At 66.6% G+C, this 21,138-nt stretch carries 25 protein-coding genes and 1 pseudogene; 13 read left to right on the plus strand and 13 right to left on the minus strand.

Annotation, left to right across the window (positions count from 1 at the left end):
• The first annotated feature begins 38 nt into the window (after positions 1–38).
• Positions 39–2,228 carry a TonB-dependent siderophore receptor gene (locus B9Y82_RS19620; protein ID WP_100475001.1) on the plus strand — a complete coding sequence of 730 codons (2,190 nt, stop codon included), beginning with the start codon at positions 39–41 and terminating at the stop codon, positions 2,226–2,228.
• Positions 2,229–2,236: 8 nt separating this feature from the next.
• Positions 2,237–2,806: a nicotinamide riboside transporter PnuC gene (pnuC, locus tag B9Y82_RS19625; RefSeq protein WP_100475288.1), complete on the plus strand. Its 570-nt coding sequence runs from the start codon at positions 2,237–2,239 to the stop codon at positions 2,804–2,806.
• 90 nt (positions 2,807–2,896) lie between these two features.
• Here the strand turns inward: pnuC and B9Y82_RS19630 are convergent, their stop codons facing one another.
• From B9Y82_RS19630 to B9Y82_RS19645, 5 genes are all read right to left on the minus strand, one after another.
• Positions 2,897–3,316 (minus strand): hypothetical protein, encoded by a 420-nt coding sequence (locus tag B9Y82_RS19630; protein WP_100475002.1) that lies wholly within the window; start codon positions 3,314–3,316, stop codon positions 2,897–2,899.
• Positions 3,317–3,414: 98 nt separating this feature from the next.
• Positions 3,415–4,257, minus strand: a complete 843-nt coding sequence (locus B9Y82_RS19635; protein WP_100475003.1) for an EcsC family protein — start codon at positions 4,255–4,257, stop codon at positions 3,415–3,417.
• Between the two features lie 97 nt (positions 4,258–4,354).
• A complete protein-coding gene (locus tag B9Y82_RS19640; protein ID WP_100475004.1) occupies positions 4,355–5,329 on the minus strand; it encodes a Dyp-type peroxidase in 975 nt (324 codons plus the stop codon).
• 127 nt (positions 5,330–5,456) lie between these two features.
• Positions 5,457–5,615: a hypothetical protein gene (locus B9Y82_RS20710; RefSeq protein ID WP_157804685.1), complete on the minus strand. Its 159-nt coding sequence runs from the start codon at positions 5,613–5,615 to the stop codon at positions 5,457–5,459.
• A gap of 161 nt (positions 5,616–5,776) precedes the next feature.
• Positions 5,777–6,352 carry an Ax21 family protein gene (locus tag B9Y82_RS19645; protein ID WP_049465985.1) on the minus strand — a complete coding sequence of 192 codons (576 nt, stop codon included), beginning with the start codon at positions 6,350–6,352 and terminating at the stop codon, positions 5,777–5,779.
• 160 nt (positions 6,353–6,512) lie between these two features.
• Between B9Y82_RS19645 and B9Y82_RS19650 the strand changes: the two genes are divergently transcribed.
• The 3 genes from B9Y82_RS19650 (at position 6,513) to B9Y82_RS19660 (ending at position 8,845) form a co-directional block, all read left to right on the plus strand.
• Positions 6,513–7,517, plus strand: a complete 1,005-nt coding sequence (locus B9Y82_RS19650) for a DUF2268 domain-containing putative Zn-dependent protease (RefSeq protein WP_238381646.1) — start codon at positions 6,513–6,515, stop codon at positions 7,515–7,517.
• A gap of 211 nt (positions 7,518–7,728) precedes the next feature.
• Positions 7,729–8,001, plus strand: coding sequence for a hypothetical protein (locus B9Y82_RS19655; protein ID WP_005420910.1), 273 nt, complete (start codon positions 7,729–7,731; stop codon positions 7,999–8,001).
• Positions 8,002–8,158: 157 nt separating this feature from the next.
• A complete protein-coding gene (locus B9Y82_RS19660) occupies positions 8,159–8,845 on the plus strand; it encodes a L,D-transpeptidase (RefSeq protein WP_100475005.1) in 687 nt (228 codons plus the stop codon).
• A 20-nt stretch (positions 8,846–8,865) separates the two neighbouring features.
• Here the strand turns inward: B9Y82_RS19660 and B9Y82_RS19665 are convergent.
• Positions 8,866–9,095, minus strand: a pseudogene (locus B9Y82_RS19665) (arsenical resistance protein ArsH); the annotation flags it as partial.
• Positions 9,096–9,194: 99 nt separating this feature from the next.
• On the opposite strand from B9Y82_RS19665, the gene B9Y82_RS19670 reads away from it, so the two are divergent.
• The 4 genes from B9Y82_RS19670 (at position 9,195) to B9Y82_RS19685 (ending at position 11,974) form a co-directional block, all read left to right on the plus strand.
• Complete coding sequence (locus B9Y82_RS19670) at positions 9,195–9,524, plus strand: ArsR/SmtB family transcription factor (protein ID WP_100475006.1); 330 nt, start codon at positions 9,195–9,197, stop codon at positions 9,522–9,524.
• Positions 9,525–9,562: 38 nt separating this feature from the next.
• Positions 9,563–10,066, plus strand: a complete 504-nt coding sequence (locus tag B9Y82_RS19675) for an arsenate reductase ArsC (protein ID WP_100475007.1) — start codon at positions 9,563–9,565, stop codon at positions 10,064–10,066.
• Positions 10,067–10,079: 13 nt separating this feature from the next.
• Positions 10,080–11,111 (plus strand): ACR3 family arsenite efflux transporter, encoded by a 1,032-nt coding sequence (gene arsB, locus B9Y82_RS19680; RefSeq protein WP_100475008.1) that lies wholly within the window; start codon positions 10,080–10,082, stop codon positions 11,109–11,111.
• A gap of 488 nt (positions 11,112–11,599) precedes the next feature.
• Positions 11,600–11,974: a hypothetical protein gene (locus tag B9Y82_RS19685; RefSeq protein WP_100475009.1), complete on the plus strand. Its 375-nt coding sequence runs from the start codon at positions 11,600–11,602 to the stop codon at positions 11,972–11,974.
• Positions 11,975–11,987: 13 nt separating this feature from the next.
• Here B9Y82_RS19685 and B9Y82_RS19690 read toward each other — a convergent pair whose 3' ends face one another.
• Positions 11,988–12,653 (minus strand): Ivy family c-type lysozyme inhibitor, encoded by a 666-nt coding sequence (locus B9Y82_RS19690; protein ID WP_100475010.1) that lies wholly within the window; start codon positions 12,651–12,653, stop codon positions 11,988–11,990.
• A gap of 136 nt (positions 12,654–12,789) precedes the next feature.
• On the opposite strand from B9Y82_RS19690, the gene B9Y82_RS19695 reads away from it, so the two are divergent.
• Entirely contained in the window at positions 12,790–13,245 is a 456-nt protein-coding gene (locus B9Y82_RS19695) for a YybH family protein (protein WP_100475011.1), read from the plus strand.
• Positions 13,246–13,397: 152 nt separating this feature from the next.
• Here B9Y82_RS19695 and B9Y82_RS19700 read toward each other — a convergent pair whose 3' ends face one another.
• The 5 genes from B9Y82_RS19700 to B9Y82_RS19720 form a co-directional block, all read right to left on the minus strand.
• Complete coding sequence (locus B9Y82_RS19700; protein ID WP_100475012.1) at positions 13,398–14,423, minus strand: NAD(P)H-dependent glycerol-3-phosphate dehydrogenase; 1,026 nt, start codon at positions 14,421–14,423, stop codon at positions 13,398–13,400.
• A gap of 20 nt (positions 14,424–14,443) precedes the next feature.
• Positions 14,444–14,962, minus strand: coding sequence for a protein-export chaperone SecB (secB, locus tag B9Y82_RS19705; RefSeq protein WP_005407596.1), 519 nt, complete (start codon positions 14,960–14,962; stop codon positions 14,444–14,446).
• A 100-nt stretch (positions 14,963–15,062) separates the two neighbouring features.
• Entirely contained in the window at positions 15,063–15,500 is a 438-nt protein-coding gene (locus B9Y82_RS19710) for a rhodanese-like domain-containing protein (protein WP_049416566.1), read from the minus strand.
• A gap of 57 nt (positions 15,501–15,557) precedes the next feature.
• On the minus strand, positions 15,558–15,983 hold the full coding sequence (locus B9Y82_RS19715; RefSeq protein WP_100475013.1) for a hypothetical protein: 426 nt from the start codon (positions 15,981–15,983) through the stop codon (positions 15,558–15,560).
• A 32-nt stretch (positions 15,984–16,015) separates the two neighbouring features.
• Positions 16,016–16,483: a YiiD C-terminal domain-containing protein gene (locus B9Y82_RS19720; RefSeq protein WP_061479369.1), complete on the minus strand. Its 468-nt coding sequence runs from the start codon at positions 16,481–16,483 to the stop codon at positions 16,016–16,018.
• A gap of 36 nt (positions 16,484–16,519) precedes the next feature.
• Between B9Y82_RS19720 and B9Y82_RS19725 the strand changes: the two genes are divergently transcribed.
• From B9Y82_RS19725 to B9Y82_RS19735, 3 genes are all read left to right on the plus strand, one after another.
• Entirely contained in the window at positions 16,520–17,329 is an 810-nt protein-coding gene (locus B9Y82_RS19725; RefSeq protein WP_100475014.1) for a uroporphyrinogen-III synthase, read from the plus strand.
• A gap of 103 nt (positions 17,330–17,432) precedes the next feature.
• Complete coding sequence (locus B9Y82_RS19730; protein WP_100475015.1) at positions 17,433–18,410, plus strand: uroporphyrinogen-III C-methyltransferase; 978 nt, start codon at positions 17,433–17,435, stop codon at positions 18,408–18,410.
• 6 nt (positions 18,411–18,416) lie between these two features.
• Positions 18,417–19,712: a heme biosynthesis HemY N-terminal domain-containing protein gene (locus B9Y82_RS19735; RefSeq protein WP_100475016.1), complete on the plus strand. Its 1,296-nt coding sequence runs from the start codon at positions 18,417–18,419 to the stop codon at positions 19,710–19,712.
• 95 nt (positions 19,713–19,807) lie between these two features.
• Here B9Y82_RS19735 and B9Y82_RS19740 read toward each other — a convergent pair whose 3' ends face one another.
• Complete coding sequence (locus B9Y82_RS19740) at positions 19,808–21,103, minus strand: acetyl-CoA C-acetyltransferase (RefSeq protein WP_029550824.1); 1,296 nt, start codon at positions 21,101–21,103, stop codon at positions 19,808–19,810.
• Positions 21,104–21,138 lie beyond the last annotated feature (35 nt).

Here is a 21,138-nt window from a genome sequence, read left to right on the forward strand (position 1 = left end):
CGTCGCTTCGTCTCCCTTGTTGTCCGAAGACGAACCGAATGAACCGCTGCCTGCGCCCCACCCTGCTCTCCCTCGCCCTCTGCGCCGCACTGCCGCTGCACGCCAGCGAGGCCGAGGTGTCCCCCGATGCGGCTGCCACCGGCGCCGAGCGCTCGCCCACCGAACTGGCGGCGGTACGCGTGCAGGCCGGCAGACCGAAGGCCGATACCGCGCGCGTGAACGCCTTCGGTGGTGGTTCCTGGAAGGACACGCCGGCGTCGGTGAACGTGCTTGAGCGCGATTACCTTGATCGCCGCCAGGTGCGTTCGCTGTCCGAACTGGCCAGCAACGATGCCTCGCTGGGCGATGCGTATGCGCCGGTGGGCTACTACCAGAACATCGCCATCCGCGGCTTCGCCCTGGACGCCGCCACCGGCTACCGCTTCAACGGCCTGTCCATCGCCGGCGAACAGCGCCTGGCGTTGGAGAACGTGCAGTCGGTGGAGATCCTCAAGGGTGAAGCCGGCCTGGCCGCAGGCGTGATGGCGCCCGGCGGCATCATCAACTACATCGGCAAGCGCCCGGCCGAAGTGCGCACCGCCACGCTCGGTACCGATTCGGAAGGCTCGCGCTACGTCGCCGTCGATGTCGGCCACTGGATCACGCCGCGCCTCGGCCTGCGCCTGAACGCCGCTTGGGATTCCAGCAATTCCTATGTCGAGCACGCCGATGGCCGCCGCAATTTCTACTCGCTGGCGGCCGACTGGCTGATCGGCGAGCGCGGCAAGCTGGAAGTGGATGCCAACTACCAGACCAGCTCGCAGCGCTCGGTGTCCGGCTACCAGCTGCTGGGCGCGCGCGAGCTGCCGCACGGCGTGGATCGCGAATTCCTGCCCGGCTACCAGCCCTGGCAGCGTCCGGTCGACATTGCCAGCACCAACATCACCGCGCTGCACACCTACGACTTCAACGATGCGTGGCAGTCGCGCGTCTCGGTCGGTCACAGCCGCTCGGTGATCGATGACAACGTCGCCTTCGCCTACGGCTGCTACTACGCCACGCAATGCGCCGATGGCAGCCTGCCGGGCAACTACTTCGCCCCCAATGGCGATTACGACGTCTACGACTACCGCAGCCCGGACGACACCCGCCGCAACCAGCAGGCCCGCGCCGAGCTGCGCGGCCGCTTCGAGACCGGCAGCGTCGGCCATCAGCTGACCGTCGGTGCCGACTACTTCCGCCGCACCGTGGACAAGCGCCCGAGCGTCAACGAGTACGTCGGCACCAGCAACATCCACGACGCGCAGGTGCCGGTGTTCGAGCCGTCGCCGAAGATGCCCGGCCCCTCCGCACGACGCCTGGACAGCCGCCAGACCGCGTTCTTCGCGCTGGACCGGATGAGCTTCGGTGATGACTGGCAGTGGCTGGCCGGCGGCCGCTTCGTGCGCCTGGACGAGCGCGCCTACGACAAGCGTGGAAACCCGCAGCGGCACAGCCGCCTGTCGCGCTTCCTGCCGCAGGCCGCGGTGGTGTGGAAGGCCACCGACCGGCTCAACGCCTACGCCAGTTACGTGCGCGGCATTTCGCTGGGCCAGGAAGCGCCGTTCTGGACCAGCAATGCCGACACCTTCCTGCCGTCGGTGCAGTCGCGGCAGCTGGAAGTGGGCGTGAAGTACGTGCCCGTCGAGGCGCTGACCCTGGGTGCGGCGGTGTTCCGCATTTCGCAGCCTTACCAGTACGCCAAGCCCGACAGCAGCGACGTGGGCTACACCTTCGTCGAGGAAGGCACGCAGGCCCACACCGGCCTGGAGCTGACCGCCAACGGCCAGCTGACCGAGGCGCTGCAGATCGTGGCCAGCGCCAGCGTGCTGCAGGCGCGCGCGCGCGACACCGGAACGCCGGCCTATGAAGGCCATCAGCTGGTGAACGTGCCGAAGGTACGCGCCAGCGTACACGTAGCCTACGCGCTGCCGTTCGTGCAGGGCCTGGATGTCACTGGCGGCTGGCGCTATGCCGGTGCCAACGTGGCGCGCGCCGACGGTGGCGTGCGCGCACCGGACTACTCGGTGTTCGATGCCGGCCTGCGCTTCCAGCATCGCCTGCGCGAGCGTGCGGTGACCTGGAACCTGTCGGTGGACAACGTGTTCAACCACTTCTACTGGCGCGATACCGGCAGCAGCGGCGGTGACTACTACCTGTTCCCCGGCGCTCCGCGACAGGCCCGCCTGTCGGTGACGTTCGCGCTGTGAGCGGCGTGATGCTCGAGTGGACCGCCGCGCTGTGCAGCATCCTCGGCGTCTGGCTGATGGCCCGGCGACGGTTGGTGGCGTGGCCAGTGGGCCTGCTGTCGGTGACGCTGTACGGGCTGGTCTTCGCCGAGGCCAAGCTGTATTCGGATACGCTGCTGCAGGTCGCCTTCGGTGGTTTCCTGGTGTATGGCTGGCTCAACTGGCGGCAGCACGCCGCCGATGAGGGCAGCGTCCGCATCGTGCCGTTGGCGCGCGGCAAGCTGCTGCGCGACCTGGCCATCGGCCTGTGCAGTGGCGTGGCGCTGGGTGCGGCCATGCATACCTTCACCGATGCCGCGCTGCCATGGCTGGACGCGATGCTGACCGCGCTGAGCCTGGTCGGCCAGTGGTGGCAGGCGCGCCGCCACGTGGCCTGCTGGTGGGTGTGGATCGCGGTGGACGTGGTCTACGTGGGTGCGTACCTTTTCAAGTCGCTGCACGTGACCGCCGCGTTGTACGTGTTCTTCCTCGGCCTGGCCGTGTTCGGCCTGCGCGCGTGGAGCGCGGCCGCGCGCGAGCCGCAGGTGGCAACGCAGTAGAGCCACGCCATGCGTGGCTGGGCCACCGGTAGCCGCCAACCTTGGTTGGCGCGCGCCTGACGACCAAGCTCATCCACGCACGGCGTGGATCTACTTCGGCTCCAGTACCAGGCCCAGCCGCAACGGTTGGCGCATGTCGGGCGGCGGTGCCGCCTGCAACGGCGCGGCCTGCAGCATCGCGCGCAGGTCGGCGTCGACCTGGGCGTCACCCAGGCTGTCGAATTCGAGTTTCGAAATGCGGCCATCCGCCGTGATCCACACGCTCACCGGCAGCGGCGTCGGTGCGTCGGGGTGTGCCTGCAGCCATTCCAGTACACGCTGCGCGTGCGGGTCCTGCTCCTGCTGCAGGCGCTGCTGCAGCTGGCCGCCCACGGCGGCAGCATAGGCCATCCAGTGCGCAGGAGCTTCCTGCGCGGAAACGCTGGCACTCCCCAGTGCCAATGCGCCGAACAACGCGGCCAGTGGCCGCCACCAGCGGCGTACGCCGGTCCTGTTTGCTGCCATGACCATCGCCAGCCTCCTGCGCTCCCATCCAGCGCGCCATGGTCGGCGCACTGGATGACAGGGAGATGGCACCCTGCTGCATTGCTTCGGCCCGCCCAGATGAATCAGCCTCCGACGACTGCCAGTTCGGCGTCCTCAAGCGCGCGCCCGTTCTCAAGGAGCCAGCGCTCCTGGAAGGCGTGCCTGGCCGACCAGCCAATCTCCTTCAGATACCAGGCATTGACCGATCCACCCACCACCGCACCAATGGCAGGGATGGCTTGCAGTGCCTTGCGCTTGGTCATGTTGATCCCCAGCTGCTTTGCAAGGGTTTTGACCGCGATAACGCCGGCTTCTTTGCTGAATCGGTCTGTTGCAGCCTTCTCCGCAAGCTTTTTCCATGTCGTTTTGGCGATGCTGACCTGGACCATGCGAAGCGTAGTCAATGCGGCCGTTTTCTCCGCCATTTCATTTGCACTGGACGCAGAGAGAATTGCGAGCATGAAGTCCTTGTCTTCTTTCGACTTTGCCTCGAACCCGTAGCAGGCACCAATCTTGTGGATCGTACGAAGTGCCAGCACAAGCACCATGGGAATGTCCGCCGCGATGCCGAAGATTCCTGCAGCGCCGGTAGCAGCACCCTCCGCGCCGGCCATGCCAATCGCCCAGTTGTGGACTTCGTCGGCCAGTTCATCCGACCGCTGAAGGCCCAGCGTCTTCAGTTCATTCAAGCTGGAGACGCCGGCATCACGGGTGAGGTCGCCGGTGTCGGTAAGCCATTCAGCCGCTGAAGAAGACAGGTCGAGGATGCCCCGCATGGCGGCTTCAGGAACCACTTTTCCGATCAACCATGAAACCGGTGCAAGTGCTTTTCCGGCGGTCTGGGAAATGACCGAAGGCTCTTCATTCTTCCATTCGACGATTGCTTTCCATTGCTGCTGTTCGTAAGGGGTCAGTTCCACTTGCATTCTCCGTCGGTCCTTGTGCGACCCCAGCCATGTGGCGGGGCGCCTCGGTATCGGCCAGCGGAGAACCTTCTTGAGCCTGCATTCCTCTTGATGAGGTTCACTCGCCCAGGTCGGCCAGCACCTTGCGCGAGGGCGCGAAGAAGGTCACGCCGGTGGTGGCGGTGGAGAAATCGAGGATGCGGTCGTGCAGCGGTGCAGGATTGCCGATGAACATGCGCTCGAGCATCTTCTCGATCACCCACAGGCGGCGCGTGTAGCCGATGAAGTAGGTGCCGTACTCGCCGCGGCCCGGGTTGGCGAACGGCATGTTGTCACGCAGGATCTCGTGCTCGCCGTCGGCGTCCTCAATGGTGCACAGGGTCTTGTGCGATTTCTGCGCATCGGCCGGCGCATCGTCCAGCTCGATGTTGTCGTGCTTGGTGCGGCCGATGATCGCTTCCTGCGCCTCGGTTTTCTGTGCGCGCCAGGCATCGAGGTTGTGCAGGTACTTCTGCACCACCACGTAGCTGCCACCGGCATGCGCCGGGTCTTCATCGCCGACGATGGTGGCTTCCGGCAACGACAGCCCCTCCGGGTTGGCGGTGCCATCGACGAAGTCGAGCAGGTCGCGGCCATCGAAGTAGCGGAATCCGGCCACGTCATCGACGGTTTCCACCGCATCACCGAACGCCATCAGCAGGTTGCGCTCGAACGCCACGATCAGGTCCATGGTGCGTGCGCGGATGTGATACAGCAGGTCTCCGGGCGTGGACACGGCGGTGTGGGTCGCGCCCTTGATCTCGCGGAACGGCTTCAGTTCGCGTGGCGGCGTGCTGCCCACCAGCGGCTGCCACACGCGGTGGCCGATGGCCACGTTGCAGGTGAACGTGCGCTCGATCTCGCGGATGGCGGTGTTCTTGATCAGATCATCGGTGCTGGCCAGCACCTCGCGCGCCTTGGCGATCGACGCCTCATCGTCCTTCACCTTCAGCACCAGGAACGCCGCCGAATGGGTGAGCGGCGCAGTGATCTGCTGCGGCTCGTTGTCGAGCGTGTGGTTGAGGGCGGTGATCGGTGCGGGCTGGGAATTCACGGCAGTTCCTGCTGGCTTCAGACGGATGCACCGCTGGTGGCGATGCGCCGGCGATCATAGCGGAACCGCCTGGCCGGCGGCGGAGCGGTTCTCGTTCCGCAGCCAGCACCGGAGCACTACTCCTGCGTCAACTGGAACTGCGGCGGGCGACGCAGGCATGCAGGATCGGCGGCACGCCCTGAAAACCAAGCGCACCCAGCGCCTGCTGCGCGGTGGTGTCCACAAGCACCACCTGCACGGTATTGCCATCGGCCTGCTGCACGTATGCGCGAAGGGGGGGCTGCATGCGGAATCCGCTATCCGGTGGGCTGAAGGTATGTCCGCGCATTACCGATGCCTCAGGGTCCCGGAAAAAGTGAAGCCCGGCGCAGGGCCGGGCTTCGGTTGGCGTGTGGGAGAGAGAGAGAGTCACACGCCAGCACAACACGCACTAACGACAGGCGTTTGTTACCAGGTGAAGCGCGGGCCCACGAACCACTCGCGGTCGCCGGCCTTGGCCAGCTTCACTTCGCCGCTCAGGCCCCAGTTCTGGTTGAACTTGGCGGTGGCACCGACGCGGCCGTAGAACTCGCCGTCCGGGTTGATGCCGTGCTTCTTGGTGTAGTCCTCGTAGCCGGCCATCACGTAGCCTTCCACGTACGGGTTGAACGCGGTGCGCACGCCGACTTCGGTCGAGTAGCCGTTGAAGTCCAGGCCGTGCTTCATGTCGAACTTCTGATACGCGACGCGCGCCACCAGGTCGGTGTTCGGCGCGATGCCGTAGTTGTAACCGGCGCCGATGCGCCACTGGTCGACGTCGTTCTTGAACGTGTCGGTCTCCTGCGCGCTGTAGTCGCCGAAGATATGGAAGTTCGGGTGCACCGCCACGGAACCCTTCACCTTCCAGCCATCGGCGTCGCCGCCCTTGGCATCGGTGTTCACGTAGCCGCCTTCAACGTAGTTGTACGACAGGCCATCGGTTGCCGATGCAGCGAACGGCAGAGCAGCCAGAAGACCCAGGGCGAGCAGCGAATTCTTGTTCATCGGGACACACCTTTAATTATTTTGGTTTCGTCGGCCGCCTCCCGGGAGGGGAGGGAGAGGAGGCGGTCGACAGGTGTGAATTATCCGTTAGGGGGTCTAATCAACCCTGAATATTGAACTGACTGGTGTATAAATAAGGCTTCCATTCAGGGAACTCCACATGCTGCACGCGTCCGTAGCTTCACTGCTGTTTCCGCCCCATGCGCGCCGCACAGTGCGGGGGCTGCTGCTCGTCGTCCTGCCGATGATGCTGCTGCCAGCCAACGCAGCCGAGCGCACCCAGCCTTCCGCGCGCATCGTGGTACAGACAGACGACGTCACACGTTTCTTCAGCGTGCTCGATGCCAGTGGAGGAAAACCGAGTGCCGAAGATCTGCAGCACGGCTATCTGGACACCGGCACGGATGCATTGCGCAGTTTCACCGATAGCCGCATCGGCTCGATGGAACGTTTGGCCAGGACCATCCAGGACAAGCCGGCGTTGTTCGCCAAGGCGCGCACCTGCGCGACGGCGCTGCCGGAGATCCGCTCGCGGGTTGCCAACGCACTTGATCGGTTGGGCACGCTGCTCCCCTCCGCACGATTTCCTCCGATCACCGTACTGGTAGGGCGGGGCAACAGTGGCGGCGTCACCACCGAGGATGGTGTGGTGATCGGATTGGAAGCACTGTGCAACGCTGACTGGATGCAGGCCGATGTGAGCGATCGATTCGTCCACCTGATCGCCCATGAGTACGTGCACGTGCAACAGCCCGGTGCGAGCGTCGATGTGGCGCAGCCCACCCTGCTCTATCAGACGTTGCTTGAAGGCGGCGCCGAGTACGTGGGCGAACTGATCTCAGGGCAGCCGGCCAACACGCATCTGCTTCGTTGGACGCAGGGCCGAGAATGTGCGCTGGAGCGTGCGTTCGTGCAGGACAGTGCAGGCACCGATCATTCGCAGTGGCTGTACAACGGCCCCGGTGATGAAGCGCGACGCGGAGATCTCGGTTACTGGATCGGGTACCGCATCGCCCGCGACTATGTTTCGCGCGCGCCAGACCGGACCAAAGCCATCGCCACGCTGCTGGATGTACGCCCCGACACCGCCGCGACCGTGCTGGAGGCGAGCGGATGGCAGCCTGCCTGCATTGGTGGAAAAGGTGCGGACAGGCATCTGCTGTGAGATCGGCTTCATACAGATGAATTGGCGAAGTTGAACAGGCGCAAGGCGCGCCGCCGACGTAGATCAGCTCGCCTGATCCCGCTTGTTAATGTTGGGTCAGAAGCGGGCTTCACAGTGCTTCCACGTACTCAAATTCCAGCTGAAAGCGCTTGGTAGCGCCGGGAACAAACGCCGCTATATTCCAGCTTCCCCAGACGAAGGAGGGAGTGCAATGAACCTGAACCCGCAACACATGAAGACGGCCCGCGCACTTGCTGTAGCGCTCATCGCCACCGTAAGCCTCGGGGCTTGCGCCACCTACAAGGACGAGTTCGCAACCATCAACTCGCGTCTCGACCAGCTCGACGTCAAGGTGCAGGGCGCTGCGCAGAGTGCGGAGTCCGCCAACCAGTCCGCACAGCAGGCCAACCAGCGTCTGGACCAGATCGAAGGCCGCGTGCAGCAGCTTGAAAGGGCACCCGTCGGCCGCAAGCCGCGCGGATAATCGCTCCCGCACTGTTTGAATTGATCCACCTCTGTATCGGGACCCAGTGGCCTTCGCCGGCCACTGGCATCCTTCCACCCAAGATTGCATTGCAAGGAGCCACCCCATTCGTACTTCCTCCTCCCCTGCACGCCGCGCCCTCCATGCCGCACTGGCCATGGCACTGGTCGTTGCGTGCAGCGGCGTAGCCAACGCCAGGGACAAGGACGCACCTGCACCACCGGTGGCCGCCGTTGATGAACTTCCGCCCGACCAGAGCGTGTCCGAAACAGTGATCGAGCTGGCTGGCTGGGTAGTCGCCAGCAAGGACAACCAAGGCTATCCGTTCGCGATCATGGACAAGGCGGCCGCCCAGGTTCTGGTCTTCAGCGGCGACGGCAAGCTGCGCGGTGCAGCACCGGCGCTGTTCGGTTCGGCCATCGGCGATCACTCCGCACCGGGCGTCGCCAAGCTTGCGCTGAGCGCGATTCCCGGCCACGACCGCACTACGCCTGCGGGCCGCTTCATTGGTGCTTACGGCCCTTCCGAGGATGCCGGGCGCGTGCTGTGGGTGGACTACGATTCGGCCGTGTCGATGCATCCGCTGCCGCCGGGCAGCCCGAAGGAAAAGCGTGCCGAACGGTTGGCAACGCCAACCCCGGACGACAACCGCGTCACCCACGGCTGCATCAACGTCTCGCCGGCGTTCTACGAGCAGATCGTGCATGCCACGTTCGAGAAGGGCGGCGTGTTCTATATCCTGCCGGACAAGGATTCGATGGCAAAGACGTTCCCCGAGTTCGCGCAGAGCCGGGGCGATGCAAAGGACGAAGAAGAGAAGGGCGCGCGGCGCGCGAGCAAGTAGAGCGCGTTTGCCTAAGGAACTCAGCGAGCGGCGGCGCCTGCTGCCCTGACCAATGCGGCCGCGATCTCGTCGCCTTTCCGCTCGCTGTAGCGATCCACCAGATAGTCCAACCGGCCCCGCGTCAGCAGCATGAACTTCACCAGCTCCTCCATCACGTCCAGCACGCGGTCGTAGTACGGCGAGGGCGTCATTCGTCCGTCGTCATCGAATTCCTGCCAGGCCTTGGCCACACCGACGACTGGTTGGGGATAGGCGCGCTGCTGATGATCGGGCTGAGGCAATGACGATTCCACCGGGTTTGGCAGGCCAGGGCTTGTGACTGGCTTTTTCTTTCGACTATTCTAGAAATATGGAAACGTCGAATGCAATCACCGCCCTGACCGCCCTCGGCCATGCCACCCGCTTGGCTGCCTTCCGCCTGCTGGTGGAGGCCGGCCCGGCAGGGCGCATGGCTGGCGACATCGCCACGGCCCTGCAGGTGCCCCCAGCCACGCTCAGCTTCCACCTGAAGGAGCTGGTGCAGGCCGGGCTGGTGGAGAGCGAAAGCCAGGGCCGCAATGTCTGCTATCGCGCCAACTTCAATTCCATGAACGGCTTGATCGAGTACCTGACGCACAACTGCTGCGCGGGCTCGCCAACCGAGCAATGCGTGTCCACTGCGCCTGCCTGCAAGTGCTGAACCCGCACAGATCCACCTCCCCTCAAGGCAGTTGCTCCATGACCCGCAATGTCCTGTTCCTCTGCACCGGCAACAGCGCCCGCAGCGTGCTTGCTGAAGCCACCCTGCGTGCCTGGGGCGGCGATCGCTTCAGGGCATTCAGTGCAGGCAGCCAGCCCACCGGCCAGGTCAATCCATTTGCGCTCGTCCAGTTGCAGGCCGAAGAAATGTCTGTTGAAGGGCTGCGCAGCAAGTCGTGGGATGAGTTCGTGGATGCAGCCCCGATGGATCTGGTAATCACCGTGTGTGATGCAGCCGCTGCCGAAGCCTGCCCTGTGGTGTTCGGTGACTTCATCCGCAGTCACTGGGGCCTGCCCGATCCGGCCGCCGTAGCGGGCAGCGATGCCGACAAGGCCGCAGCGTTCGCGCTGGCCCATGCCATCGTGAAAACGCGCCTGCGTGCGCTGCTCGCACTGCCCGAACCGGTGTGGTCCGAACGCAAAACGCTGCAGCACGCGCTGGACCGGATCGGCCAGCTGCTGCCGACCGACGGCGCGCAGTGACGGTGCTGCTGCCATGAGCCTGTTCGAGCGGCACCTGACCCTGTGGGTTGTGCTGTGCATTGCGACCGGCACCCTGCTGGGCCACTTCCTGCCCGAGGCCTTCGCGATGCTCGCATCCGCGGAGATCGCCAAGGTCAACCTGCCGGTCGCGGTGCTGATCTGGCTGATGATCATCCCGATGCTGCTGAAGGTCGACTTCACTGCGATGCGCCAGCTGCAGCAGCACTGGAGGGGCATCGGCGTGACGCTGCTCATCAACTGGGCCGTAAAGCCGTTCTCGATGGCGCTGCTGGGCTGGCTGTTCCTGCGCCATGCCTTCACGGACTGGCTGCCCGCAGCACAGATCGACAGCTACATCGCCGGGCTGATCCTGCTGGCGGCCGCGCCCTGCACCGCCATGGTGTTCGTCTGGAGCAACCTGTGCCGTGGCGATGCCAACTTCACCCTGAGCCAGGTGGCGTTGAACGACGCGATCATGGTGGTTGCCTACGCGCCGGTGGTGGCACTGCTGCTCGGCCTGTCGGCGATCACCGTGCCGTGGGACACGCTGCTGTTGTCGGTGGGCCTCTACATCGTGGTGCCAGTACTGGTGGCTGGACTGCTGCGGCACTGGATCCTTTCGCGCCGCGGCGAGGCGGGGCTGCAGCGCGCGCTTCGACGGCTGGGGCCGCTGTCCCTGTCCGCCCTGCTGCTGACGCTGGTGTTGCTGTTCGGCTTCCAGGGCCAGCAGATCGTGGAACAACCGCTGGTGATCGCGCTGATTGCCGTGCCGATCCTGATCCAGGTCTACTTCACTTCGGGCCTGGCCTACCTGCTCAACCGTCGACTGGGTGTGGCGCACTGCGTGGCCGGTCCGTCTGCACTGATCGGAGCCAGCAACTTCTTCGAACTAGCGGTGGCGACAGCGGTGGGACTGTTCGGCGTGCATTCGGGCGCGGCGCTGGCGACGGTGGTTGGCGTGCTGATCGAGGTGCCGGTGATGCTGTCTGTGGTGCAGATCGTGAACCGTACTCAAGAGTGGTACGAGAGACGCGAAGAGCACTGAGAGAACGGAGTGCGTCGATGTCGATCTACGCTCTTCACTCCGCACTGTCGTCATCGGCTTGGTGGGGTACCCGTACGCCACGTCATCAACTTCGACCCATGTCGCATATTCCCCAAGCCGCAACGGCCGTTGCGGCGCCTGCGTCTGCGATGGCTTAACAGCATGCAAGAATGCCGAAAGCGTCTTTGATCCAGCGTTGAATGCAACTCTTCTGATTGGCACTGCGCCGCGGCACGCGTACAGATGGCAGGCCACCGGAAAAGGGTGGCCGGGCCTCGAAAACCCGTGGCAATGCGTACGTTGTTTGCGCCTGCCCGTCGGCGTCACCCAGTGTGACGCCGGCGGGCAATTCGTCTGCCGACTATGGTGGGCGGAGCGTGGAGGCCTTGTGCCTGCCGGCCTTGTACGCACTGTCCCGGTTTTCGAGCCACGTCTCCGCCCGCCACCTTTGTGTGGCGGCTTCCGTCTGTCCTGCACGGAGCATTGCCATGACCTCACCGGACTTTCCCCGCCTGCATCCGCATCACTCGCCCGCCAATGCCGGTGAGCCGTCAGAACACGCGCCTGCGACCGATCCGAATGCCTTCATCGCCACGCTTCACCGCATCGGCAAAGGCGCGGCCGCCGACGGCCAGCCCTGGCCGGAGCGCCACCAGATGCCGGGCCGCTGCATGGCGCTGGCCGACGCGGACTGCGCACTGGCAAGCCAGCGCGTGACGCTGGAACTGCTGCTGGCGGCCGAACGCGTGCGCCAGAACGGCACGGAGGCCGAGTACGTGGGCGACCGGGTGATGGAAGGGCTGATCATGGCGTGCCTGGCCATGAACGCACAGGCCAGCGCGCGCATGCGGCCGGACGGGTGACGCGGGCACCACCTCACTCGCAGAGCGCGCTGTCTTCCTTCAACGCGGCATCCTGCAGAGGCTGGCGCTGTTCGATCTGCGCACGTTGTTCCGCCGTGGGTTCGCCCAGCCACCACACACGGCAGCGCGCGGTAAGACGGCCGACCATCTTCGACTGATCGGGCGAATACAGCATCGCCAGAGCAGTGCCGGGGCAGTCGTGGGCCTGGCAGGCGGTGTAGAACCACCACGGCTCGCCCTGCAGCACCACCCGTTCGCCAGGCCCGCTGGGCCCGCTCAACAGGCGTTCGCGCAGCGAGGGAATCTCCTTGTCGGCGGGTTCGGCCGCCGCCGTGTTCTGCATCAGGGCGTTGAACGCGGCCAGCACCTTCGGGTCCTTGCGGCCGCAGTCGTCCACGGTGTTACCACCCACCAGGGTGAAGAAATGCGTCGCCAGCGGGTTGTCCGCGCAGGTGAGTTCGCCGCCGGTACTCGGGTCTTCCGGTTCGCCTTCGTTGTCCCACATCGAGGGATCCACGCCGTCTTCGATGGACGGTTCGTTTTCGACCACCGTCGCAGTGGCGGCCGGTGCTTCGGTGGTCGGTGCCGGTACGGCCGGTGCTGCATCCGGTGCCGGTGCCTGCCCGCAGGCGGCCAGCAGTGCGACCGTCAGTGCCATCCCTGTGATTCGAATCTTCATTCCCTGTCCTTGTCCGGTCTGCGCTGCATGCAGCCATGCGGGCGCCTGCGCGATTCTAACCAGCAGCGCGCTAGGATGCGTTCGCACGTTCCCGTCATCGCCTGGAGCCGGACGCATGCGCCGTACACGACTCGCCATGATCTTCTGCAGTGCCCTGCTGCTGGCATCGCCGGCCATCGCCCACGATGCTGAAGGCGCGAAGCCCGCACAGCCGCTTCCCGATGCAGCCTTGCCCGCGCCGCTGGAGCGCGTACTGCGCGATTACGAGCAGGCGTGGCGCCTGGGCGACACCAAGGCGCTGGCAGCACTCTTTGCCGAGGATGGCTTTGTGCTGCAGAGCAACCAGCCCCCAGTGCGTGGACGCAGTGCAATCGAGGCCGCGTATGCCGGCCAGGGCGGCAGTCCATTGCGGCTGCGTGCCTTGGCGTACTCGGTGGATGGGAACGTCGGCTACATCATCGGTGCCTACAGCTATGGCAACGCCGTGGCGGACACCGGCAAGTTCACGCTGTCGCTGAAGCGCGTGGGCGATGGGCCGTGGTTGATCTTCTCGGACATGGACAACAGCAACGCGCCGCCGCGATCGCGGTGATCGGGCGTTGCGGTAGATCCACGCCGTGCGTGGATATGCCGCGCGCGTGGTGCCAAGCAAGCTTGGCACCCACCGCAGCCTGTCTCCCGCCCGGCACCCGCGTGTGTACTCCCTGATGAAAAAACCCCGGCGCTGGGCCGGGGTTTTTCGATTCACTTGAACAGCGTGTCCGGGTATTCCGGCTTCTGTTCCCGCGCCAGCAGCGCGCGCAGGCCTTCTTCCGGGGTCTGCTCGCCGTGCAGCACGGCACGCACGCGGTCGGAGATCGGCAGGTCGATGCCATGGCGGCGCGCCTGTCGCATCACTTCGTCGGCGGTCTGCACCGATTCGACCACCTGGCCGATTTCGCGCACGGCATCCTGCAGCGTCTGGCCGCGGCCCAGGGCCAGGCCCAGGCGGCGGTTGCGCGACAGGTCGCCAGTGCAGGTCAGCACCAGATCGCCCAGGCCAGCCAGGCCCATCAGCGTTTCCGGCTTGGCCCCGATGGCAGCGGCCAGGCGCAGCATCTCGTTGAGGCCACGGGTGATCAGGCCGGCACGGGCGTTGAGGCCCAGCTGCATGCCGTCGGCCACACCGGTAGCCACGGCCAGCACGTTCTTCATCGCGCCGCCCAGCTCGGCACCGACCATGTCGTCGCCGGTGTAGGCACGGAACGCCGGGCCATGCATCGCCTCGGCCACCGTCTGCGCGAACTCGGGCACGTCGCCATGCACGGTGATCGCGGTCGGCAGGCCCTGGGTCACTTCCTTGGCGAACGACGGCCCGGTGACGACGGCCAGCGGCACGTCCTCGCCCAGCACTTCGCGCGCCACTTCATGCAGGAAGCGGCCCGAACCGGGTTCGAAGCCCTTGGTGGCCCAGGCCACGCCGGCACCGGCCGGACGCAGCGGCGCCAGCGCACGCACGGTTTCACCGAACGCGTGCGAGGGGGTGACCACCAGGATCCAGGCGGCGCCCTCCACCGCCGACGCCAGGTCGGTAGTGGCACGCAGGCTGTCCGGCAGCGGGATGCCCGGCAGGTAGCGCGGGTTCTCGTGGCGCTGGTCGATGGCCTCGACCACGGCAGCGTCGCGCCCCCACAGCACGGTCGTGTGACCGTGCCGTGCGAGCAGGCTGGCCAGTGCGGTTCCCCAGGAACCGGCGCCCAGCACGGCGATCTTGTCAGCGGTAGTGCTCATCCGTGACGTCGCGGCAGGAATCAGGCGTTGCCAGCCGGCTCGGAGTCAGCCAGCGACGGTGCGTCGCCCTGCTCCTGGCGCTGGCGCAGGGTTTCTGCGTACAGGCCTTCGAAGTTGATCGGCTGCAGGAAGAACGGCGGGAAGCCGCCGGCCTGGATCAGGTCGCTGATCAGCTGGCGCACGTACGGGAACAGGATGTTCGGGCACTGGGTGCCAAGCAGCACGTCGATCGACTGCGGGTCCAGGCCGACCAGGCCGAACACGCCGGCCTGCTTCACTTCGGCCACGTAGGCGGTGCGCTCACCGGCCTGGCAGGTCAGGGTCACGGCCAGCACGACTTCGAAGGCGTTCTCGCCCAGGCGCTGCACCTGCTGGTTCAGGTTCAGCTGCAGCTCCGGCTGCACCTGGTCGTTGAAGATGGTCGGGGCGTTCGGCGACTCGAAGGAAACGTCCTTGACGTAGATCTTCTCGACGGTGAAAGCGGGGCCGGTGGCGGCATCGACCGGCGCAGCGGCGCCGTTGGTGATCTCTTCGGACATTTCCAGTAACTCCAGGTGAATGCAATGAAAACGATGGTCGAACTACTGCGATGGGGGCGGGATCAGGCCCATACAAGGCCGGATCCGCCACCTGCGACAATCAGTTGCGGCCCTTGACCAGCGGCAGTTCGGCCTGCTGCCAGGCGGGAATGCCGCCGTCGAGCACGTAGACCTTCTCGAAGCCGGCCTTCTTCAGCGCCTTGGCGGCGGTTTCCGAGGCGTTGCCGCTGCGGCACACCAGCACCACCGGCGACTGCTTGGCATTGGCCACCAGCTTGTTTTCCGGGCCGAAGGCACTGGCCTGGGCATTGCGGCTGCCGGCAATGTGGCCCTTCTCGAAGTCACCGCTGGCCGACAGGTCGACCACCACCGTGCCGCCCGCGTTGATCAGCTGGGTCAGTTCGGCGGGCTTGATGCCCTTGAAGCCCCGGAACAGGCGGCGGATCTCGGTGACGATGATGGCCACGGTCAGGCCGACCAGGGCCGCGGACAGCATCGGGTTTCGGCCTGCAAAGGCCAGCAACTCTTCGTAATTCACTCAGGTCACGGGTCGATTAAGCGGGCGCCGATTGTCGCACAAGCCGGACGCGGCCCGTCACTGCCCCTTCCACAGGTCCGGCAGGCCCGCGGTCTGCCACCAGCGCTTGGCGTCCGGGTCCCAGCGCCAACGCTCGACCACGACCACGGTGCGCTCGGCCTGGGTGTTCTGGTTGATCACCCCGATTTCGACCCGGCGCTCGACCAGGCCACCGTCCAGCGAGGCACTGCTGCGCTCGCGGTAGGACGACACGCGCAGCTGGGCGTAACGGTTGAGCTCGAACTCGGTGGGCGGCTTTTCCTTGCGCAGCTTGGGGTCGAGGTAACCGATGGCATCGTCCATGCTGCCCCAGCGGATGGTGGCGCCATAGGCGACCTGGGTCTCTTCCAGCAGCTTGCGCTGCTTGCGGCTCAGGTCGTCGGCTGAAGCGACGGCGCTGACCAGCAGCAGGGAGTACATCAGGAACTGGATGAGGCGGCGCATCGGTGGTTTCCCCAGGACGTCAGCCTGCCATCCTACCCTTTGGCGAAGGCAACAAAGCGACCGCTGAACTCGGCGGCCGGCCTGCCATCGGCTCCGGGCTGGGTGGCGATGATGCTGATGCGGGCCTTGCGGCGCTGGCGGAAGGTGTTCAGGAAGGCGTCCCAGCCGGTGGCTTCGGCCGCTTCGGCGTGGGCGTGCAGGTCTTCGTAGACCGGCGCCAGGTAGCGCAGGTTGCTGTCGGCCACGTAGACCTCGGCATCGTGGCCGGCCAGGCGCAGGCGCAGGCTGACCAGGGCCCAGCCGGACAGGGTCAGCACCGAGGCCAGGCTGCCGCCGAAGGCATTGCCCTTGTCGTTGACGTTGGCGGCCAGCGGCGCGGTGATGCGCAGCACGCCATCGGCATAGCCGTCGAGCTGGATCTGCATGGCGCGCACCGCCGGCATGCAGTCCAGCACGTCCTGCAGGGCGGCCAACGAGGAAGTCAGGGCATCAACGGACATTCGGAGCAGCGACCAGGACAACGAAGGGCCCGCATAATGCAGGCAATGGTCGACCATACGATACCCACTGGCGCCACCCGTTCCGGCGTGCGCTGGACCCTGATCTCGCTGCGCCCGCAGGGCCAGCATGCGGCGCTGCGCCGCGCCGTTGCTGGGCTGGGCGGGGAAGTACTGGCCCTGTCACCCTGGCGGTTGCAACGCCTGCACGGCACGCCCGTGATGCGCCAGCTGCAACGCGCGCTGAACTGCGACCGGGTGGTGTTCACCAGCCCGGCCGCCGTTGCCGCAGCCGCGTCCCTGCTGCCGCTGGCCGAGGCACAGCGCAACCCGTGGCTGACCGTGGGCGAAGGCACCGCGCGCGCACTGCAGGCACACGGCATCACCGAGGTGCATGCACCGCAACGGATGGACAGTGAAGGCCTGCTGGCGCTGCCGGTGCTGGCCGACGTGCAGGGCCTGCGCATCGGCCTGGTGACCGCGCCCGGCGGTCGTGGCCTGATTGCCGCGCAGCTGCAGGCGGCGGGCGCCACGATCGAGCGTGCCGACGTGTACCAGCGTCGCCTGCTGCGCCTGCCCCCCCGTGCACTGGCTCGATTGGCGCATTCACCGTATCCCTGGATGCTGGCGGTGAGCAGTGGCGAAGCGCTGCAGCACTTCTGGCAGCAGCTCCCGCCGGCACTGCAGCAACGCCTGAAGGCGCACGCGACCGCCGTGGTGGCCAGTGATCGCCTCGGCGAACAGGCGCGGGCATTGGGCCTGCAGCACGTCATGCGCGCGGCCGGCCCCACCGCTACGCAGCTGGTGGCGGCCGCACACACCACGCTCACCGGCCCGGCAGCGACCTGAACAGGGACGTGGGTCACGCTTGCCGCTGTCGTCAGCAACAGTGATGCTGTGCACAACGCGGCCTGCCGGCCCCAACCGGCGACGTTGCCGACAAGGAAGCCCGATGAACGACACTCCGCCCGTTTCCCCGCCCCGTCGACCCGTGCGCTGGCTGCTGCCGTTGGCCGGGGTGGTCGTGCTTGGCGTGGGGGGCTATGCCGGCTGGTACGTCTGGCAACAGCAACAAAGTGAACAGGCAGCGCAGGCACAGACCACTGCCGTGCAGCTGCAGGGCCTGGAGGCCACGCTGGATGCACTGCGCCGTGACCAGCGCGCGAGCAGCCAGCGCCTGCAGGACGCAGCCGCTACCAACCGCGTGCTGCGCGACGAGATGCTGGGCCTTTCCCAGCGCAGCGCCTTGCTGGAAGAAAACCTGGCCAAGCTGGCCGACAGCGCCAACCAGGGCCGCCAGGCGGTGCAGCGCGATGAGGCCGAACTGCTGCTGACCCAGGCCGCGCAGCGCCTGAACTACGCCGACGATGTGGAAGGCGCACGCCGGTTGTACGCCCAGGCCGCGACGGCGCTGGCCCAACTGCCCGACAGTGACGGCCTGAACCTGCGCCAGGCGCTGGTGCAGGAGCGCGAAGCACTGGATGCGCTCGGCGGCGGCCCGCGCGTGCAGTCGCTGCAGCGCCTGGATGCGGTGGCCAGGGCGCTGCAGGGCCTGCCGTCGCAGATCACCGGCACGACCGGCAGCAACCCCGCCAAGCCCTGGTGGCAGGCCACGCTGGCGCCGTTCGTGGACATCACCCCGAGCCGCCAGAACGGCCCGTTGACCGCTGCCGAACAGCGCACTGCCGACGACGCGCTGCAGCTGGAACTGACATTGGCGCGTGCTGCGATCGAGCGCGGCGACCGCGCGGGCCGCAATACGGCATTGGATCGCGTGGAGCACTGGGCGCAACGGCGCTGGCCGGATTCACCAGCCCTGCGCGCGCAACGTGCTGAACTGAAGGCCTTGCGCGAACTGCCGCTGCAGGCCAGCGACGCTGTTCTTGGCAGCACCCTGCAACAACTGCGCACCCAGACCGACCGGAGGTAAGCCCGCATGAAACCCCTGCAATCACTGGTCGTGCTGTTGCTGGCCGTGGCCATCGGCGTGGTGGCCGCACAATGGCTCGGCGCCGATGACCTGAACCGCTTCGGCGAAGTGACCCTGCGCTACGGTGGCTACGACTACCACAGCAACCTGCCGAAGGTGGCGCTGCTGTCGGTGATCGCGGTGCTGGTGCTGTGGCTGCTGTGGAGCCTGATTGCCGCACCGTTCCGTGCCTGGGGCCGCTACCGCCGCAAGCAGGGCCGGGTGCGCCTGATCGATGGCCTGCAGGCCTATGAGCATGGCCAGTGGCAGCGTGCCGAGAAGCTGCTGGACGGCGCCGCCAAGGACCCGGAAGTGAGCGCGGTGGCATTGGCCAATGCCGTGCGCAGTGCGCAGGCACGTGCCGATGGCCCCGCTGGCGAGGCGCTGCTGCAGCGCCTGGGTGAAAGCGATGCCACCCTGCAGGCGCTGCTGCGCGCCGAACAGCTGCTGGCGCGCGATCTGCCCGTGGATGCGATCAATGCCCTGGACGTAGCGGCAATCCAGCCGCTGCCGCCGCGCGGCCTGTGGCTGCGCACCGAAGCGTTGGCACAGGCCGGCCGCGCCCACGAGGCGTATGGCCAGCTGGGCGCACTGCGCCAGAGCAAGGTGCTTCCGGCCGACGCGAACAGCGAACTGGAAGCCCGCCTGGCTGCACAGGCGCTGCTGGAAGCGGCCGACGTCAACGCGCTGGCCGCGCAGTGGGAAGCCACGCCGAAGGCGCTGCGGCCGACCCCTGACGTGGTGGGCGCCTATGCCAGCCGCGCGGTGGCCCTGAACTGGGATGAGCCGGCGCTGCTGGCGCTGGAACAGGCGCTGGACCAGCGCTGGGACGATGAACTGGTGGCGCTGTATGGCCGCCTGCCGGCCGAGCGCCTGGCCACGCGCCAGAGCAATCTGGCACGCTGGCGCAACGTGCATGACGACTCGGCCGCGCTGCGCCTGGCACAGGGCCGCGTCGCCCTGGCCCAGCAGCAGTGGGATGCTGCCGATGCGTTCCTGCACGAGGCCATCGCCGCGGGCGCAGGTACCCCGGCATGGGAGGCGCTGGGTGAGCTGTTCGCACAGCGTGGCGAGCACGCGCTGGCCGCGCAGTGCCTGGCCAATGCGCTGCGACTGCAGCGGGGCGAGGACAGCGTGGAACTGGTGCGCGGCACCGAGACTCCGCTGCGTGCCACGGTGGAGGAACAGCCGATCGCGGTGCAGCCGCCGGTGTATGACGCCAACGAGGAGCGCGACGAATTCGGTAATCCGCGGTTGCCCTAAGCATCGCTGAGGTGTGCCGACCAACGGTCGGCACCCACCGGACAAAAAAAACGCCGCCCGATGGGCGGCGTTTTTTTGTTGTTCGATGGAGGCAATCAGCGCTCGACGATCGCCACTACGCCCATGCCGCCGGCGGTGCAGATCGACACCAGCGCGCGGCCACCGCCGCGCTCGGCCAGCTGCTTGGCCGCCGTGGCGATCACGCGTGCGCCCGTCGCCGCGAACGGGTGGCCGGTAGCCAGCGACGAACCCAGCAGGTTGATCTTGTCCGGGTCGATGCGACCCATCGGCGCGTCCAGGCCCAGGCGGTTGCGGCAGTAATCCTCGCTCTCCCACGCGCGCAGGGTGCACAGCACCTGCGCGGCGAAGGCTTCGTGGATCTCGTAGATGTCGAAGTCCTGCAGGGTCAGGCCATTGCGCTTGAGCATCTCCGGCACCGCCACGGTCGGCGCCATCAGCAGGCCTTCGCCATGCACGAAGTCCACAGCAGAGACATGCGCGTCGCGCAGGTAGGCCTGCGGCTCATGGCCGTGGGCGCGCGCCCACTCTTCGCTGGCCAGCAGCACCGCAGCGGCGCCGTCGGTCAGCGGGGTGGAGTTGGCCGCGGTGAGCGTGCCACGGCCGGAGACCTTGTCGAAGGCCGGCTTCAGCGTGGCCAGCTTTTCCAGCGAGGTATCCGGGCGCAGGATGTTGTCACGCTCGACGCCACGGAACGGTGCGATCAGGTCATTGAAGAAGCCGCGCTCATAGGCCGCGGCCAGCTTCTTGTGCGAGGACACCGCCCATTCGTCCTGCGAGTCGCGCGAGATGTTCCATTCCTTGGCCATGTCCTCGCAGTGGTCGCCCATGCTCTTGCCGGTGCGCGGCTCGGCCACGCCCGGGAACTCGGGCTTGAGCTCGGAGAACTTGAAGCCAGCGGTCAGCGCGCGGATCTTGTCGCCGGTGCTCTTGGCACGGTTGGCGGCCAGCAGGCGCGCACGCAGCTTCTTGCCGTAGACGATCGGCACGTCGGAGGTGGTGTCCGAACCGCCGCCGATGCCCGATTCGATCTGGCCCAGCGCGATCTTGTTGGCGACAGTGATGATGCTGTCCAGCGAGGTGCCACAGGCGCGCTGCAGGGTGATGCCCGGGGTCAGCGGCGACAGGCCGGACGACAGCGTGGCTTCACGGCCCAGGTTCCAGTCGCTGGAGTGCTTGATCACCGCACCCATCGCCACTTCGCCCAGCTGCTGGCCATGCAGGCCGAAACGTTCGACCAGCGCGCCCAGCGTACGGACCGACATGCCGAGGTTGCCGACATCCGAGTACGCGGTGTTCTGGCGGCAGAACGGGATGCGGACGCCACCGAGGATGGCGACGGGACGAGCGTTGGGCATGGAGATACCTGGCATGGATGAGGGTGTCTGCAACATGGCCTGCACGACGG

This window comes from Stenotrophomonas maltophilia, from assembly GCF_002799155.1.
Classification (GTDB): Bacteria; Pseudomonadota; Gammaproteobacteria; order Xanthomonadales; family Xanthomonadaceae; genus Stenotrophomonas; species Stenotrophomonas maltophilia_R.

Bases quoted from the DNA above. Each gene is read 5' to 3' on its own strand.
- B9Y82_RS19660 (WP_100475005.1), top strand. From the start codon at position 8,159: ATGGCACTGGTCGTTGCGTGCAGCGGCGTAGCCAACGCCAGGGACAAG.
- B9Y82_RS19720 (WP_061479369.1), bottom strand. From the start codon at position 16,483: ATGTCCGTTGATGCCCTGACTTCCTCGTTGGCCGCCCTGCAGGACGTG.
- B9Y82_RS19655 (WP_005420910.1), top strand. From the start codon at position 7,729: ATGAACCTGAACCCGCAACACATGAAGACGGCCCGCGCACTTGCTGTA.
- arsB (WP_100475008.1), top strand. From the start codon at position 10,080: ATGAGCCTGTTCGAGCGGCACCTGACCCTGTGGGTTGTGCTGTGCATT.
- B9Y82_RS19670 (WP_100475006.1), top strand. From the start codon at position 9,195: ATGGAAACGTCGAATGCAATCACCGCCCTGACCGCCCTCGGCCATGCC.
- B9Y82_RS19635 (WP_100475003.1), bottom strand. From the start codon at position 4,257: ATGCAAGTGGAACTGACCCCTTACGAACAGCAGCAATGGAAAGCAATC.
- B9Y82_RS20710 (WP_157804685.1), bottom strand. From the start codon at position 5,615: ATGCAGCCCCCCCTTCGCGCATACGTGCAGCAGGCCGATGGCAATACC.
- B9Y82_RS19675 (WP_100475007.1), top strand. From the start codon at position 9,563: ATGACCCGCAATGTCCTGTTCCTCTGCACCGGCAACAGCGCCCGCAGC.
- B9Y82_RS19695 (WP_100475011.1), top strand. From the start codon at position 12,790: ATGATCTTCTGCAGTGCCCTGCTGCTGGCATCGCCGGCCATCGCCCAC.
- B9Y82_RS19620 (WP_100475001.1), top strand. From the start codon at position 39: ATGAACCGCTGCCTGCGCCCCACCCTGCTCTCCCTCGCCCTCTGCGCC.
- pnuC (WP_100475288.1), top strand. From the start codon at position 2,237: ATGCTCGAGTGGACCGCCGCGCTGTGCAGCATCCTCGGCGTCTGGCTG.
- B9Y82_RS19690 (WP_100475010.1), bottom strand. From the start codon at position 12,653: ATGAAGATTCGAATCACAGGGATGGCACTGACGGTCGCACTGCTGGCC.
- B9Y82_RS19730 (WP_100475015.1), top strand. From the start codon at position 17,433: ATGAACGACACTCCGCCCGTTTCCCCGCCCCGTCGACCCGTGCGCTGG.
- secB (WP_005407596.1), bottom strand. From the start codon at position 14,962: ATGTCCGAAGAGATCACCAACGGCGCCGCTGCGCCGGTCGATGCCGCC.
- B9Y82_RS19715 (WP_100475013.1), bottom strand. From the start codon at position 15,983: ATGCGCCGCCTCATCCAGTTCCTGATGTACTCCCTGCTGCTGGTCAGC.
- B9Y82_RS19740 (WP_029550824.1), bottom strand. From the start codon at position 21,103: ATGCCAGGTATCTCCATGCCCAACGCTCGTCCCGTCGCCATCCTCGGT.
- B9Y82_RS19725 (WP_100475014.1), top strand. From the start codon at position 16,520: ATGCAGGCAATGGTCGACCATACGATACCCACTGGCGCCACCCGTTCC.
- B9Y82_RS19685 (WP_100475009.1), top strand. From the start codon at position 11,600: ATGACCTCACCGGACTTTCCCCGCCTGCATCCGCATCACTCGCCCGCC.
- B9Y82_RS19735 (WP_100475016.1), top strand. From the start codon at position 18,417: ATGAAACCCCTGCAATCACTGGTCGTGCTGTTGCTGGCCGTGGCCATC.
- B9Y82_RS19700 (WP_100475012.1), bottom strand. From the start codon at position 14,423: ATGAGCACTACCGCTGACAAGATCGCCGTGCTGGGCGCCGGTTCCTGG.
- B9Y82_RS19645 (WP_049465985.1), bottom strand. From the start codon at position 6,352: ATGAACAAGAATTCGCTGCTCGCCCTGGGTCTTCTGGCTGCTCTGCCG.
- B9Y82_RS19630 (WP_100475002.1), bottom strand. From the start codon at position 3,316: ATGGTCATGGCAGCAAACAGGACCGGCGTACGCCGCTGGTGGCGGCCA.
- B9Y82_RS19650 (WP_238381646.1), top strand. From the start codon at position 6,513: ATGCTGCACGCGTCCGTAGCTTCACTGCTGTTTCCGCCCCATGCGCGC.